This window comes from Calditrichota bacterium, from assembly GCA_013151735.1.
Lineage (GTDB): Bacteria > Zhuqueibacterota > JdFR-76 > JdFR-76 > BMS3Abin05 > BMS3Abin05.
The window spans coordinates 20990-38470 of record JAADHR010000212.1 but is presented as its reverse complement, the minus strand read 5'-3'; the positions used below and the strand labels follow the sequence as shown (position 1 = coordinate 38470).

Sequence of the window (17481 nt, the reverse complement as noted above, 5' to 3'; positions counted from 1 at the left end):
GATTATCACAGATTATCAGTGATAATCTGTGATAATCTGTGGTTTTGTTTTTTACCACAGATTATCACTGATTCAGGCACCGATTCACACAGATTCTTTTATGAATCATTCCAAATCAATATCTTTTGTTTTGGTAATTGGAATTTGAAATTTATTTGGCTATTGGGATTTGTGATTTGGAATTTTCCTTGCGTCCCTGCGTCTTTGTGGTGAATTTTTTTATTTAGGCCGCGAATGCGTGAATGATAAAAGGTAGGGGCGATTCACGAATCGCCCCCAACCAAGGTTATTTTGATGTGCTATTTCATCAGAATCATTTTCTGGGTTGATTGAAATCCGTTTACCGTGAGTGTGTAAAAGTAGATTCCTGACGGCAAATCGGTTCCGGCAAAAACGGCTTCATGGGAACCCGCTTCCTGAAATCCATCCACCAGGGTCTGAATGTGCTTGCCCAGCATGTCGAATACGGCCAATTGAACATGTCCCGATTTCTTCATGTCGTACGCAATTTTCGTGGTCGGATTAAAGGGATTCGGGTAATTCTGCTGTAAACGGTAATCCTGTGGCAGCATCGCAAACGGAATGGTGTTCACGTCGGTGAATTCTTCAAAGACCAGCAGATTGTAATCGGCGCCCTGGTGTGCGTGTAAATTGGGGAACACGCGGCCAGCGGGCTGGGTCCCGTTGTCAATGGTGGCAATGGCGAACGGGTAGGCCTTTGTCAGATCGTCAAAAATGACGTCGTGTTCCGCGTCACCCGTGTTCAGAGCACGCGAGATTTCCAGCGTCCAGGTGCCGTTTTCCCACTTGGCACCCGACAGCAGATTGGCCCGGGGCAGAGCGGGATCCACCTTTTTGCCCACGTATTTGGGCAGCCGGTCGCCATTTTGCCATCCGGCATTGGGATCGTAGGGCTTGGCCTGAACGGCCCACGTTCCCGGAAAGGGCTCCTGACTGAACGACGTGTCGTACAGGGCCGGAGGATTGGAATCGTGTTTCGGGCCCATCCACTGGGGAACCCCGTCTTTCAGATTGCTGTAGTAGGGCGAGCCGTCACCGTCACCGTGCCGTCCGCCGTCTTCCTTGTACTGGCCTTCCGCATCCTTGTAATTGCCATCCGTGAATTTATCATCCACATGACCGAAGGGCCAGGTCCGGGCACCTTTGGAATGCCACATATCGCCCAATTCACCGGTTTTCAGATATTTGCCCCAGCGTTCCCGGGTGTTGTGGCAGGTGGCCATACAGCCACGTTCTTTGAAGCCCTCAATTTCCGTAATCGGCCAGAAAATCCCGATTCGGTCTTCCCGTGTCAGATCGGTCTGATCAGTGGTCTTCCAGACGCCGTCCTGGTAAACCAGCTCCTGCCGCCGAACGGTAAAGGTTGGGTCGGCCCACTTGGCCAGAAGGTAAATTTTGTTCTGGTCATAAAGGGCTTTTAATTCAACCTGCATAGCCGATTGGTTGACGCCCGCAATCACCATATCGATTGTGGTGGCGGTCGCTAGATTCCACACGTCTTCCGCGACGCCGTCCAGAACCGGAGGACTGGTTCCCGAGGGAATCCGTTTGGCCTGAACGGTGTTAATCTGACGGTCGTGAGTGAACAGCGGCATATAACTTTTCGCCCAGGTAGCGATGACAGAATCTTCCGGATTGGACCATGTGGCCAAAAGTGTATCCACCGCGCCTTCACCATATTTATTCTGATTATGACACATGGCGCAGGAATTGGGCATTTTGTATTTGAGCGTTAAATCGGGCGTGAGCACGTACTCCCCGTGATGGGACACGTCGTACGCCACCGCACTTTTGGCCGATTTCGGGTAATGGCAGGCCGTGCAGCGTCCCGAAGGATCGCTTCCGTCGGTGGGATCCGGATTGTACGGGTGCATCGAATGGGTTTCCACGGCGGAAAGGTCTTTGAAGGCGTAGGGACTCAAATGGCAGTCCAGACAAAGTGAATTGTCTTCGGGGTTCAGCCGCAGTTGATGCCCCCATTCCGTCTTGTTGTGGGGATCGTGACAGGAGTAGCAATTCACTTCGCCTTCAGACGTGGGAAGTTCGTGATTGTAGGACGTGGTGGCATGGGGTGTTCCTTTCCAGTCCAGCCATTGCTGGTGATGCTTCTTCGACGCCTTGCGGGGATTGCCCCAATAGCCGCCGCCATCCGTGTAAAAATTGGCCAGGGTGTCACCCGGCAGAAAGGTGCCGTGCGCGTCATCTGTGCCGGCCCACGGGTAACTGACATTCTGTCCCGCCATGGTGCCCACACTTTTTCCGCGGGAATGGCAGCGCCCACAGACCTCACTGGAGCGTTCGGCACCCAGGGCCTTGGGATTGGCGACACCCACACCCGTTCCCATGTGATTGCCTTCTGCGCTGTAGTGGCAATCCAGACAGCCCGTGTTGATTTCATCCGGTGTTCCGTCGCCATCGTAATCAAAGGCCAGCGCATCTCCCAGAGGAGACCCGTGGACCGCCTTGGCAGTAAATTCACCGTTGGCGGTTACGCTTAAAGACATTCCCGTAAAATGGCAGCCGGCACACCCCTTGTCGAAACTTTTCCCGTGGGTCACAATATCCCCGTAGCTGGTGGCTGTGGAAAAGAGCGGCGTGTGCGTGCTCATGTCGTACCAGTGGTCGGGGCTGTACTGGACCCACTGATGGGTGGCCTCGTTGTATTGAATGGGCAGCACGTAGTAGCCGTCTGACAAAACACCACCCGAAGCGCCCACCGGGATTTTTGTGATGTAACGTTGTTTGTACACGCCGCTGCCTCCGTAAGTGAGCAGCACGGTGTAGGTAATGTCCCCGATGGTGACCTGGTAACCATTGGTTTCATCGTAGGCGAGTTTGGGGGCATTGGCGCCAAAAGCGGAAAAGGCGGGGACAGTGGACAGGTCCAGGCCGTCTTTGAAATCGTCGACGCCGTTTTGATTAGCGTCGCAAATCACGCCGTGCTGCGGGATCATGGAGCTGTCGCCAATGACAGGGGTGATCCCGGTAGCGTGAAATGTGGTTGTCCAGCCGGCCATGGCAGGTTTGTCGCCGACAGGAAATTTATGGCAAGTCAGGCATTTTTCAGACGATACAAAATCCTGAGCGAAAACATCGAGCAAGCCGTCGGGAAAGGCCATTCCCAGATAAAATAACGTGCAGGCAAAAAAGAAAAAAATTTTTTTCATTGCTTTACTCCTTAATTTATTTATTTGGATTGAATGAGTCTGCTCCAAAAAGCCTTTGTCCACAAATTTCGCAAATTTTCACGGAACCGGTTCATTTAAGATGGAATTCGTGTGGTTTGCGTTATTAGTGGTTTTTAGAGTGAACTCAGAAAGGGCCCGCGTCTGAAAATTGAGACAAGCAAATGAACCACCTCCTTTAGAAGATAAAGGGTTCGACTTTTTTCTGTCTTTATAATGGAGAATCATTCTCCACAAGAACCAGCAAAAACCCCTTCTGGTGAAAAACGGGACAGGATTCTGGAAGAAAACAAAGATAGTGCTGGAAGAGAACGGTTCGTCTTAAAAAATGCGTTATGTATTAGGTGACACCCAAAAGCGTGTTTTCGTCAGAAACGAGAGAACCCTTTACGGATGAAGAAGCAACAGGGTGCTTAATCCTGGCAATCCCGTCGAATTGTCCGGAAATTGAAAGCAGTCGCTGAAGACGGATTGAACGCCGTATGATGGGTGCCCCGCCTTCAGCCTTTTGGGGCAAAAGCCGGGGAGCAAAATCCTAATTCATTTTGCCTGGCATTTCTTACAAATGCCTTCAAGTTGTAGACTCACCCCGCTAATTTTGTATTCTTTGATTAGAGATTGAGGTATGCTGAGGATATCCAGCTGATCGGAATAGATATCCTCGATTCTATGACATTTCTTGCAGATGAGGTGGTGATGATGATTTGTATTCGTTTCGTAATAGGCACTTGTGCAATCTTGACAGGTGACCTTTGCCACAAGCCCCACTGAGTAGAACGCGTCGAGAGCTTTGTACACCGTTGCAAGTGAAATGCTGGGTTGAAATTTTTTTACGCGGTGATAAAGCTGTTCCGGAGAAAGATGGCCATTTGAAGCGCCCAGTTCATTGTATATCAGAAGCCGCTGGGGCGTGGCCTTCAAACCATTTTCCCGGCATTTCTGAATGCAAATCGTGATTTCTTTTTTTGTGGGCATGACCTTCCGACTATTAATGGAGAATGATTATTATCTACGACTTTAAATTATAATAAATCTCATTAAAAGTCAAGAAAAAAATTGCAGAAATAAAAAATATTTTTGGATGGATTTCCAGTTGGAAACGGATACGGGGATTGTTTCAACGCTTGTGGTAAAAGCGTGCATATTTCGAATAACATAAATCTCTCCCCCAGATGAGAGCTCTGGGGGAGAGAATTTTGTTTTATTTCATAAAAATCATTTTGTTAACGAGTATTCTTGAGCCGCTTTGCAGACGGTACAAATAAATTCCTGGTCCAACGACTCTTCCGCGATCATCCCGGCCGTCCCAGACAATTGAGTGATAGCCGGCGCTGAACTTCCCTTGGGCAAGCAATCGGACTTTTGCGCCTAAAAGATTGTAAATGGCAAGGGTCGTCTGTTCGCTTGACGGTAACCCAAATGTTATTTTTGTAGAGGGGTTAAATGGATTTGGAAAGTTTTGTTTCAGTACGAATTGATTCGGAATCGTTGTCCTCGGTGTATCGTTCACTTTTGTGATTGTTAAAGCAATCTCTTTTGAGAATGCACTTTGATTTCCGGAAAAGTCGAAAGCTGACAGGCGGTAATAATAGCTGTTTCCCATGGCCACGTTGTTGTCACTAAACTTATTCTCAGTTGTTGTGGCATAAGGTTCGGTATTGGCCGGATCAAAGCCAGGAGTGGTGCTCCGATAAATCGCAAAATAATTGAAATCCTCGTCAACGGGTTTATTCCAACTTAATTCCGCTCCTGTTTGAGTTTCAGTAGCCATAATATCGCCTGGTACTGCGGGCGAGAGGTTATCCACGGAGTACCCACTGTCCGGCGCAGAAGTCGTGTAAACGGCAGGAATTTTGGTTAAACCGGATATTCGAAATACGGACCAGTACATGCCTTTGGTTTTTGTTGAATCAAATAAAGTGGGTGCAATCGCACTGTATGTTTTTTGTGCGGATGCGGGTACGCTGCCCGCAAAATCCCAGAGCTGCCCGTTAATCATAACGCGTGCCCCGGGCAGGGTCGTGATCAAATTTAGCGGAACCGATTCGAGGGATTCATAAACAGGAATTTCTTTCCCGTTTGTTCCATTTGTCCGGTCGTCCACGCGGCGCCAGAGGACATATTGCTGAATAGGATTGACACCAATCCCGTCGCCGCCGAATTTTGTCCAGACCACACGTACCTTTTTGCCCTGGTCATTCGGTACATCCGTGATCGATACAATCGTTCCTGCCCCAATATTGCCTGTGGTCAGGGCTTCATAAGAGGCTTTCAATAGATTCACGGCATATTGAAAGTTGTGAATGCCGTAACTACCGTCATTCTTTACAAATTCATAATTATAGGCGGCTTTTAACTGCACGGGAGTATACGCCGACGATTCAACCACCTTTGGGTCGCCCAGTGGCGGTAAAAGTTTTCCCACCTCATCCAGCAAACCGGCGACTTCGTCCTGGGCACTTTCAATGGTGCCGTCACCATCATAGTCTTTTTTCGCCATGATATCGTCAAAAGAAGTGATGTTGCCGTGGCATGTCTGGCAGGGTGCCACATTGTCAACCTCTTGGGTGGAATCCTGAGGATTGGTCCAGTGCATGGCAAATGTGTGGGCGCCGACATAATCATGTCCGGGTTTTCCGGTCGCGGGAGTTGCTCCCATGTGGCAGGTGACACAGGCATCTTTGACCACATTTTTGTGGTTGGAACTGGGAATATTCATTCCGAAGGTAACGGCATTCGTACCGGCCAGCATATCGGCCTGCGGGCTGTGGTGGGGTCCGTAATGGGGATGGTAGGCATTTGAATAAGTCGCTGCATCCTGTCTGGCGTGATGGCAATTCATACAGAGTTTGCCGGCGCCGCCGAAAGAAATCACATCGCCATTCTTTAAAGTGACATCCGCTTCCGTTCGCAATTGATGCTCGACGTCGGCACTGTGCGGATCATGACAGACAGCGCAAGTGGTTTGCGGAAAACCGGTTGTTTTTTCCAGTGCACTATTGGGGTCAATTTTATGAATAAATCCGTATCCCGAATGGCATTCTGCACAACCTTCCCGATTTGCGGCAAAGGAAACCCCAACGGCGTGAGCCGACCGGCTCCACTGGAGTGATCTCCGATGGTAGGGCTCTTCACCGTGGCATTTAGCGCAGACGCCTTCCCTGAGCGAAACGGCAATATTACTTGTATTTCCCTTGTGAAGGCTTCCCGGTCCGTGGCAATTTTCACACTGGATATTCGCCTTCTGGGCAAGATCCGGATAGTTGGTAACAAGGGAATCCCAATTGCCCGCCTGTAACACCGCTGGGAAAGTCCACCCGAGTTCTTTTGCCACATCGTCAAATCCACCGTTAACGGCCGTGGAATCCGTATCGTAACCTACGGTATGGCATTCAATGCAATATCCGGCATAATGACTGCTTTTTTGGCCGTCAATTGCCTCTTGAAACATCGTCGCATGGCCCGTTCCTTGCCATTCCGCTGTTTTTCCCGAATGGCACAACGAACACTGCCCCTTCGACGGGTCGGATGGCAATCCCGCAATGCCTCCCACACCGACATATTTGGCACTTGTAATAGTGACGGTGGTATCGGCCGTTCCCGATGCCGTTGTAATTTCCAGCTTGACGACAAACTGTCCGGTCGTATCTGGACGAAACGTGGTCCATTGTGTATTCGTACTATCAAGCGTTGCGTTCGAGCCTGCAGGCAGGCTTTGAAACGACCAGCTAAAAGCGACAACAGGCTCGGAGGAGAGGTTATGCCCTGAGAGATAAATCAATTCTCCTTTTCCGACATTGCTTAGTCCACTGGAAGGCGACGTGGTCCAATTGCGCTCTGCCAATTGAATTGGGCTGAGCGATTCAATCCTGATTTGCGCTTTTGGCGTTTGTGCGTAAACCGCAGAAAATGAAATGCCGAACCATAAAAGCGCACTGCCAAAACATAGTAACACTTTTCTCATTTTTTTTACTCCTTATTTGTGATTTCTTGAATATGGGTCATCACATTAAGCAAGAATGGTTTATTTTCCCGGGAATACAATCATAGGCAATCACCTCCTTTAATCCTTAACCCTATTTTATAAAGATTTGGATACCATGGTGGCGCTGATTCTCGATTTTGCATGCAGAAAAATCAATGGCCGAATCAATAGAATCGGCAATGAGAAATCAATCTGCGAAACGAATTAAGTAATTAAAAGAATTATTTTGTGTTCTGGCATTCCTTACGGATGCCTTCCAAATTCAGACTCACCCCGCTGAGTTTGTTTTCTTTGATTAGAGCTTGGGGTATGCGGAGAATATCCAGCCGTTTCGAATAGATATCCTCGATTTTGTGACAGTTCTTGCAGATAAGCTGATGAAGTTGACTTGTATTGGTTTGGCAATAGCTGCTTGTGCAATTTAAACAGGTGATTTTTGCCACCCGCCCGACTGAACAAAAGGTATCGAACGCTTTGTAAACCGTTGACGGTGAAAGGCTGGGTGGGAATTTTTTTACGCGGTGCGAAACCTGTTCCGGCCAAGGATGGCCATTCGAAATGTACCCATTCGTTGTATATTAAAAGCCGTTGAAAGGTGGCCTTCAAGCCATTTTCACGGCATTTCTGAATGCAAATGGCGATTTCTTTTTTTGTGGGCATAAAATCACCAAACCTTAATGGAGAATGATTATTGATTACATTTGAAAAATATAATAATTCTCATTAAAAGTCAATAGAAAAGTGTCAAAATTAAAAAAATACAGGCCCCAATTTCAGAATCCGTTTATTGCCCATTTCGCTTCTTGCTTGGGGTTGTAGTTGTTCCAAAATGGCATCGCAGGGGAAACATGGTGGAGGGAAGGCGTATCCGTTTACACCCGATTATGGCTGTACGTACCATCAGTAAAGAAAATACTGAAACGTGCATACACCGGATGTTTATTATAATGTGAGTCCCGATCAGGGATTCAATCCGGTGTGACAGTCACTGCAGAGCATGTCTTTCCAGGCCTGGTCGATATCAACCGGGTGTTTAAACTCAAGGGAGTGATTAACTTCGGACGATTCCATTTTTTCGGGTGTTCCCTGTGCATTGATTAAGTGGCAGAGATCACATTTCCTTGAAATGATCTCCCCTTGTTTGCTCACATGTTTCCCGTTGTGGCAGCGGAAACAGCCCTTAAATTCCAGATGTCCGATATTGTTTACATGGGTATCCCAGCGCACTTTCATATAGGGGAAAATGTTGCGGGCACTCAGTTTTTGAATTGCCTGAATAGCCGTATCGATCTGGGCCCTTTTTGACACAAAGATTTTTGGGTAGTTTTCGGAATAATAGCGGGTCAGTTCTGTTTGGATGGTTTGGAGCATGGAATCCATTGTGGAGAAATCATTATCAAATAGACTCAAGGACTCACTTTTGATATTGGGCAGCCTGGGTGAAATCTGTCCGCTGGCCATGGCCATGTTCAGGAAGTGAGACGGGGATTGATAATCGTGAGAAGGCCGCGTATGACAATCGATACAATCCATTGTTCGAATATGTAATGTATCCAATTGACCCTGAGTGAGGGGATTTTCCGGATTCTCATAAACCGTTGTATCCCCGGTTTCTGTGTTGATGTACCGGACCCAGGGGATATCTGTTCGTTTGTGATTGGTGGCAATATATTGGATTTTTACCTTGGGATTAATGTGCCAATGGATGCCCTCTCTTAACCCATGGGCGGAGTTTTGGGCTCCAATTTTCATAATAAGCCGAATGTCCCACCGGGTATTGTTTTCGTCCGGGAGATAGTGGGTTTCGAGGCGCAGGGTTCTGGAATAAAACTTTTGAGGCCAGTGACACTGCTCACACACAACACGCGCCGGTCTCAAATTCTTAATCGGCGTGGTAATCGGCCTGGGGTAGGTCTTTGTAACGGCGGCGTAAACCTGATGCAGACCGGAGAGCTTTGAACGCACAAACCAGCTGGCACCCGGCCCCACATGGCAGGAAACACAGGGCACTTTTGCATGCGGTGAATGTTGGTAAGCTGTGTATTCAGGATGCATAATTTTATGACACAGCGTCCCGCAAAATTGAACCGTTTCTGTATAGTGGAACGCTTCGTAATTTCCGATAGCCGATAAAAAGAGAAAAATCGTGGTTCCGATTGAAAAAATAAAAAAGGCATTTCGGTGTTTGGGGTCTCCCAGATCGATCACCGGCCAGGCCGATTTTACTTTTTCCTTTCCCCGCATCTGAATGGTACGAATGATCATTCCCAAAGGAATGAGCAGCAGCCCGAAAATCAGTACGGCCGGAAGAAGAATATAGGCGACCAGACCCAGATAGAGCCCCCCCTGCCCAAACAACAAAGACAGGACAAAAAGGAAAATAATTAGGAAAAGACTAATTAAGGCAATGGTTGCACCAATAAGCGAGACCCAGTTTTGGGTTGAGCTTGGTAATCTTAATTTCATTTCTAATCCGATATTTTGTTAATGAAAACGTCGTCCATAATCCAGGCGTCTGCTCCAAAAAAGCCGTTGCCCGCTAATTTCACAATTTTCACGAATTGATTTTATTGAAATTAAATGAGCGCCATTTGCGTCATGCATCGTTTTTTGAGTGGGCTCATCCAACACGTTTGGGATGATTGTCCCTTAGAAAACCGTCAAAATGATTGTACAAGACCCGCATTTGAAACGGGTTTAAAAATGCTTAGTTAAATTACAATAATTCTCATTATAAGTCAAGATATAATTCACTTTTCAAACAAATAAACCTTGCAAAGGGTTGATACCTTCGCAAGGTTTGGGTCGCATTGGACGTTTTATTTTACAACCAGCTCACCGGTCAACTGAATGTCTCTGGAAGATTTTCCGATCTGTATTTCATAGCTTCCCGGTTCCACAACCCAGGCCTTTTTTCCCGGATGAAAATAGCCCAGGCGGCGCGCCTGCAATTGAAAAGAAACGATCCTGCTTTGTCCGGGGTCCAAGTGGACACGCGTGAAGGCCTTTAGTTCTTTCGGCGGACGGTCTAATTCCGGATTGTTTTGATGAACATAAAGCTGTACAATGTCATCTCCTGCGAATGGACCGCTGTTTGTAACCGTCAGATGCACATGAAGAGTGTCGGCTGTGCCGAGGGTGGCCGGGGTTATTTCCAGGTTGCTGTAATCAAATGTTGTATACGACAGACCGTATCCAAATGGAAAAAGCGGCTCAATATGCCTGGAATCGTAATAGCGGTACCCCACGTAAATGCCCTCGCTGTAGTCCGTTGCCTTTTCTGTTCCCGGATACGTTTTGGCAACGGGGCAGTCCGCCCAGGATTTTGGAAACGTGAGCGGCAGTTTTCCGGAGGGAGTCACATCACCGAAAATAATATCGGCCAGAGCCGTACCGGTTTCCTGACCCGTGTACCAGGCTTCCAGAACAGCGGGCACGCGGTTCAGCCAATGGGACATTGTCACGGGGGTGCCGTTGTTCAGAACAACCACCGTTTTTGGGTTGACGGCGCTCACCGCCCGGATAAGACGCTCCTGATCAGCCGGAAGATCTAACGTGGTACGGTCATGGCCTTCGCCTTCCAGATTCCGGTTCAGGCCCACGCAGAGAATTACGGCATCGGATTTTTTTGCGAGCCGCACCGCTTCGCGTAAATCCTTTTCCGGTGTTCTCATTGAAATTCCCAATTGCACCGACGCTCCTCCCCGGCGTTCATAGTATTCCAACCGAAGGGCGACTGCTTTTCCCTTTTCTAATCGGATGGGTTTTGCCTTCAATTCGCGGCCGTGATCGCTCCAATCCTCAAGAAAGAGTTTACCGTTCACAAAGAGCCGGAACCCGTCGTCGCTGCTTACACCGATCTGGAATGTGCCCGAAGCGGAGGGAACGTAGAATCCGGTCCAGCGGGCCGAGAAATTATCGGGGTGAATAACCGGATCGGGCGACCTGCCGTGCCAGTTGAAATAAACGGTTGAATCAATCCGCGTCAAAGCGGGTCTTCCTTCCAGGTTCGGATTATTAAAATATTGGCCCAAAAGGCCGTGTATGTTTTGATTTGATCCGGGAGGGCGTAGGTCGCCTGAAGGAATAGGGGGGAGTGCCCCTGTTTTTAACCGGGCTCCGGGCGCGTAGGCCACGGCAATTTGATTTCCCACCTTTTTCCGAATGCCTTCCAGAGGGGAAACTTTTTTATAGGATTCCAGGTAAGCGCTGCCCCCACCGCTGATAATGGCCACTCCGGCATTGGGACCGATGACGGCGAGGGTATGCAGGGACTTCCGGTTGAGAGGCAGAATGTGTCCCGTATTTTTGAGAAGGACAATCGCCTCGCGGGCAACCTTCAGAGCCAGGGAATCGTGGCTGGCCGTATCCACGCTCGACGGGTAGGTTTTAGGCGGGTGGTCAAAGAGACCGGCTTCAAACTCCACCCGCAAAATCCGCCGGACTTTTTCATCAATTGTGCCTTCTTTAACCTGCCCGGTTTTTACAGCTTCAAGGAGCTTCTGATTAAAAAACCGGCCCCGCGGCATTTCAAGGTCCAGACCCGCATTGGCGGTTTTAATCGTGCTGTGCACGGCACCCCAATCGGACATCACCAGGCCGGTAAATCCCCATTCATTTTTTAAAACATCGGTCAGAAGATAATGATTCGCGCAGGCGTAGTCGCCGTTAATTCTGTTGTAGGAGGCCATAATCGCGCGCGTGCCGGCCTCCTGAACGGCGGCCTTAAACGCCGGAAAGTAGATTTCCCGCAGCGCGCGTTCGCTTACATTCGAACTGGCGAGGGTTCGGTATTTCTCCTGGTTGTTCGCGACGTAGTGTTTGGTGGTGGCCACCACACGTTGACTTTGAACCCCCCTGACGTAAGCCACGGTCATTCGCGAAACCAGGAACGGGTCTTCCCCGAAAGCCTCAAATGTGCGTCCTCCCACCGGCACACGGGCAATATTAATGCAGGGGGCCAGAATCACGTCAAATCCCTTGGCGCGGGTTTCTGCCCCAATGGCCCGGCCAACCTGCCGGATGAGGGCGTCATCCCAAGTGGCCGCCATGGCAATGGGGGCTGAAAAATTGGTTGCTACCCCGCCGCCTTCCACGCCGTTTTTTGTAATTTTCATTCGGGAACCCAGCGGCCCGTCGCACATTTTCATGGCCGGAATGCCAAGGCGCTTGATAGGCTGGGTGGTGAATCCGGTTCCTCCCAAAAGCCTGATCTTTTCCTCAAGGGTCATTTGCTGCAGAAGCATGTTCACACGTGCTTCAATTGAAAGGGACGGGTTTGCGGTGGCCGTCGTTTTCCGAATGGATTTGGAGCAGCTTTCTCCAAAAAATACGACCGCAATCGCCAGAAAAATCAATAAAAAATTTCTGTATTTCATTAGTGGAACCTCCAAATTGTAGGGTGTTGGGAGATATCTGCTCGATCAAAAAATAATCATTTGTGTTGAAAAATCAAAGGAATTTTTTGGATTTTTTGATTTGACTACGGACTGAAATGGGACACGGGGGAAAGAGCCGCTCCTGGAAAAATCGACCGGTTATTCCGCGTTTTAAAGGCTGCGCTTGTGAAATGGATTTCACCTTGTTTTTTTGGGGGGAATGGGCTATATTTTAAAATTAAGGCAGGGCGAGTTCATCAACAACCGTTTTGAACAAAGGAGGACAATGTGGCAAAGAAAGAGCGCTTACTCATTATCGGGGGCGTGGCGGCCGGAATGAGCGCCGCCAGCCGGGCCAAACGCCGGAAGCCGGAAATGGACGTGATTGTTCTGGAAAAGACGGAATATATTTCCTACGGTTCCTGCGGATTACCTTACTACATTTCAGATATGATTAAAGATCACAACAAGCTGATTATTATTCCACCCAAAGTAGCCCGTGAAAAGCGGGGAATCGACGTGCGCCTTTTCCATGAGGCCGTGGAAATTAATCCTCAGGCAAAAAGGGTGAAAGCCGTTAATCATGAGACACACGAAGAAGTAACCTTTGATTACGATAAGTTGGTGGTGGCTACCGGAGCCGGAGCCGCCCGGCCGCCTATTCCGGGTATCGACCTAAAACACGTGTACGTGCTTCGGACGTTGAACGACGGCGTGGCTCTCAAATCGTACATTAACACGGGAGTTCCCAAAAAGGCCGTCATTATCGGGGCTGGATACATCGGGTTGGAGATGGCCGAGGCTTTTCACACGCGCGGCCTGGATGTGACGATTATTGAAAAACTGCCCTCAATTTTGGGAACAATGGATGCGGAAATTAACGACGTCGTTGAAGCCGAATTAGAACGAAACAAGGCCAAACTTTTTAAGAACCAAACGGTTCGTGCATTCGAAGGCAATGGTGCGGGTGAGGTAAAAGCCGTGGTTTTGGAGGATGGCTCCCGTTTTGAAGCGGATTTGGTACTGGTTGCCACGGGCATCAAACCCCACGTGAAATTTGCCGAGGCTGCCGGTATTCGGTTAGGACCGACGGGGGCAATCGCCGTCAATGAAAAACAGGAAACCAGTGTGGAAGATATTTATGCCGGAGGCGATTGCGCCGAAGCAAGGCATCTGGTTACGGGAAAACCGGCCTACATTCCCCTTGGCCCTACGGCCAACAAGCAGGGGAGGGTAGCCGGAGAAAATGCCGCGGGCGGACACGGTGTTTTCGGGGGAATTGTGGGCACAGCCGTTTTTAAGACGTTTAACCTGGAAGTAGCCCGCACCGGCTTGAGCTCTGCTGAAGCAGAAAGGGAAGGCTTTAATTTTGTCACGGCCACCATCACCGATCGATGCTGCGCGGGTTATTATCCCGGGGCTTCGCCGATCACGATTAAACTGGTGATGAACAAGGATGACGGGCGGCTTTTGGGTGCCATGATGGTGGGACAACAGGGTGTTTCAAAACGAATTGATATTTTTGCGACTGCCCTGTACAATAGAAATACGGTGGAGCAGATTTCCCGTTTGGATCTCTCGTACGCACCGCCGTTTGCTCCGGTTTGGGATCCCGTGCTCATTGCTGCCAATATCGGGCTGAAGGCTCTGAAAAAATAGAGGCTGCGGAGAGATCCAATCATCCGTTGTCAAAACATCAGGTAAAAGAAAACCGGGTGGCTGCCTTTTGGCCATTCCGATATTGTCCGCCTTTCGCCGAGTCACTTGGGGGATCAGCGGACGAACAATCATTTGAGAACCGGCGGTGCAGGTAGTCCGTGCTCACTTGACGCGTGTTGGCGCTTAGCCACCCGGTTTAAGTCTGTGTAAGTTAAAACATGCCTCTTTAAATAGGCCCCAAAATGTGCAGGCAATCGTTCGTCTTATTCATTCCTCACAAAAATCTTAAAAAAAATTAATCTCACGCAAATTTTTCCTTGACAAACTCCCTAATAATACTTAAATTGGATTTGTAACTCTATTATGAGTGACTAATTTTGTTCCTTGTCTTTTTTTGATTTCCCCCCAAATTCTATTTCAAAAATGTAGGAATGATTTATGAAGAGACGATTGATAGTTTGGGCAGTTATGATTGCAGTGCTCGGTATTGGGGAATTCTCCTGGGCGGGTACACGCGGCAAAATTGCGGGTAAAATCATAGACGCCGATTCCAAAGAGCCCCTTCCGGGTGTCAACGTGATTATTGAAGGTACCACCATGGGAGCGGCAACGAACTTAAAAGGGGAATATTTTATTCTGAATATCCCTCCGGGTGTGTACACCGTTAAGGCGCAGATGATTGGCTATGTTCCTGTCCGCAAAGAAAATGTCAGAGTTAATATTGATCAGACCACCACAATTAATTTCCAGCTGCGTTCTACCGTATTACAGGCTGCAAAGGCCGTAACCATTGTCGCCGAGCGTCCCGCGGTACAAAAAGACATGACGTATTCGATGGCCGCTGTTGGAGCCGACCAGATTAAAAGTCTCCCGGCGCAGGAACTGAGCGATGTGCTGCAGATTCAGGCGGGTTTGGTCAAGGATAGTTACGGCGGACTTCACATCAGAGGCGGGCGTTCCGGGGAAGTGGCTTACTGGATTGACGGTGTGGCCGCAACCGACGTCTATTCGGGTGATCTTGGGATTCAGGTGGACAACAGCTCCATCAAAGAGATGCAGGTTATTAGCGGGACCTTCAATGCGGAATATGGTCAGGCGATGTCGGGAATTGTCAATATTGTCACAAAGGAAGGTTCCGATCACTATCAGGGGCAGGTAAAGTCCTACCTTGGCGATTACGTGACCAAACACACGCAAACCTTCAACCATCTGGAGGATATTAATCCGCTCAGCATTCATAACCTTCAGGCGTCAGCCAGCGGGCCGGTTCCATTCACCAAAAAGAAAGTGTTGTTTTTTACAATGGGCCGCCATTTTTACGATGATGGCTGGCTTTACGGGAGGCGGGTGTATTTGCCGCAGGGGTTGCCGGGAGATAGCAGCTGGGTTCCCATGAATTTTGACAAACGGTATATCATTCAAACCAAATTAACCTTTAAAATAACCCCTTCCCTCAAATTAAATTATCAAATATTTCTCAACGGCCACGATTTCAAAAACTACAATCAATATTTTAAATACAATCCTGAGGGAGATTACAAGCGGTTTGAGAACAGCTTGACCCATCAGTTTGCATTGGATCACGTGCTTTCACCCTCCACATTTTACACGCTTCGTGTGACCAATTTTTTTCATGAATACAAGCATTACGTTTACAAAAACCCACTGGATACACCGGATTACATCCGCGACCCCAAAGATTCCACCGTTTATTACATCAACCCAAAGAATCCGCATGGCTACGTGCATCCCGATTCTCTGAATCCGCCGGTGTCCTATAGTTTGGCACGCGCAGGTACGCAGATGGATCATTTCAAGCGAAGCACGGGCTATTGGGTGGCCAAATTTGATATTACCAGTCAGGTCAACTCCAGACATGAAGTAAAGTCGGGGTTTGAACTTCGGCGGTACGAATTGAAATATGACTGGTTCCGTATTCAGCCGAAACGTGTGGGCAATGAAGAAGTTCGTCCCTTTGAACCCTCTGTTCCCAGTGTGACAACGCCTTACCACGATGTGTACACCCATCATCCCTATGAGTTTTCTGTATATGCTCAGGATAAGATCGAACTAAAAAGCATCATCATGAATATTGGCCTTCGCTATGACATGTTCTTTGCCGATGCGAAAATTCTTGCCGACCCCAGTGATCCGGATATTTATTTCCCGGCGAAGGCGCGACACCGCTATAAGAATTATGCACCGGGTGTTCCCGATTCGGCTCTGATTCCCTATACACTGGCCGAACGAGAGAGCTTCTGGTACAAAGATGTGAAGCCGAAAATGCAAATCAGTCCCCGTCTGGCAATTGCCTATCCGATTACCGACCGCGGGGTCATTCACTTTTCCTACGGTCATTTTTTCCAGATGCCGCTTTTTGAATATCTGTACGCGAATCCCGGATATAAGGTCACGCAATCGTCGGGAAGCACCATTGTCGGAAATCCCGATCTGGATGCGCAGCGGACGGTTCAATATGAGATCGGGTTGCAGCAGGAGATCGTCAAGAATGTGGTGATAGACGCCACCCTCTTTTATCGGGATGTTCGGGACTGGGTTGGAACCAGCCCGCCCATTGAGGTGGCCATCCCGGGTGTCTGGTATTCCAAATATGAAAACAAAGATTACTCCAATGTCCGTGGCATTACGATTTCGCTGGATAAACGATATTCCAATCATTTTTCCGCTTCCGTGGACTATTCCTTTATGATTGCAGAAGGAACCTATTCTAATCCGAACGATGCCTTTAATGAGCTTCGGGCCAAGAAGGCGCCGCGTCTTCAGATGATTCCGCTGAACTGGGATCAACGCCACACGCTAAATGCCAACATAGGCGTTGGGGATAAAACCTGGTGGGTCAGCCTTTTGGGCCGGTTTTACACCGGATTACCCTACACGCCCACCTTCCGGAAAGGGACCATCGTGGGGGCAAGTGCGTTTTCCGGGTTGCGCGACAACAGCGCCAGAAAACCCAATATTCTGACATTCGATCTTTATTTGAATCGCAATTTTACAATCAACCGTCAAACCATTTCTCTGTTTGCCAATATCTACAATTTATTTGATCGGATGAATGCCACGAATGTCTATTCGGATACGGGAAAGCCGAATTATACACCGGAAATGTTGTACATTTCCAAATCACCTGAACGGGTGGGAAGTATTAAAGAGGTGTTTACCCATCCCGATTGGTACACGCATCCGAGAAAAATTCAATTAGGTGTTGCGATTAGTTTTTAATCTGAAGAATCAT

Annotated in this window: 8 protein-coding genes; 2 read left to right on the top strand and 6 right to left on the bottom strand. The window is 48.6% G+C overall.

Annotated elements, in window-relative coordinates; all coding sequences use genetic code 11:
* Positions 1 to 299 precede the first annotated feature (299 nt).
* From GXO76_15340 to GXO76_15315, 6 genes are all read right to left on the bottom strand, one after another.
* Positions 300 to 3188 (bottom strand): T9SS type A sorting domain-containing protein, encoded by a 2889-nt coding sequence (locus GXO76_15340; protein NOY79226.1) that lies wholly within the window; start codon positions 3186 to 3188, stop codon positions 300 to 302.
* Positions 3189 to 3746: 558 nt separating this feature from the next.
* Positions 3747 to 4181: a transcriptional repressor gene (locus GXO76_15335; protein ID NOY79225.1), complete on the bottom strand. Its 435-nt coding sequence runs from the start codon at positions 4179 to 4181 to the stop codon at positions 3747 to 3749.
* Between the two features lie 226 nt (positions 4182 to 4407).
* Complete coding sequence (locus GXO76_15330; GenBank protein ID NOY79224.1) at positions 4408 to 7170, bottom strand: T9SS type A sorting domain-containing protein; 2763 nt, start codon at positions 7168 to 7170, stop codon at positions 4408 to 4410.
* Positions 7171 to 7412: 242 nt separating this feature from the next.
* The gene (locus tag GXO76_15325) at positions 7413 to 7751 is read right to left on the bottom strand and encodes a hypothetical protein (protein ID NOY79223.1); all 339 of its coding nucleotides are present in this window, start codon (positions 7749 to 7751) and stop codon (positions 7413 to 7415) included.
* A 400-nt stretch (positions 7752 to 8151) separates the two neighbouring features.
* A complete protein-coding gene (locus tag GXO76_15320; GenBank protein NOY79222.1) occupies positions 8152 to 9657 on the bottom strand; it encodes a cytochrome C in 1506 nt (501 codons plus the stop codon).
* Between the two features lie 353 nt (positions 9658 to 10010).
* Positions 10011 to 12569 carry a hypothetical protein gene (locus tag GXO76_15315; protein ID NOY79221.1) on the bottom strand — a complete coding sequence of 853 codons (2559 nt, stop codon included), beginning with the start codon at positions 12567 to 12569 and terminating at the stop codon, positions 10011 to 10013.
* A gap of 336 nt (positions 12570 to 12905) precedes the next feature.
* Between GXO76_15315 and GXO76_15310 the strand changes: the two genes are divergently transcribed.
* Both GXO76_15310 and GXO76_15305 read left to right on the top strand, forming a co-directional pair.
* Complete coding sequence (locus GXO76_15310; GenBank protein NOY79220.1) at positions 12906 to 14228, top strand: FAD-dependent oxidoreductase; 1323 nt, start codon at positions 12906 to 12908, stop codon at positions 14226 to 14228.
* Positions 14229 to 14666: 438 nt separating this feature from the next.
* Complete coding sequence (locus GXO76_15305) at positions 14667 to 17468, top strand: TonB-dependent receptor (GenBank protein NOY79219.1); 2802 nt, start codon at positions 14667 to 14669, stop codon at positions 17466 to 17468.
* The last annotated feature ends 13 nt before the right edge of the window (positions 17469 to 17481 follow it).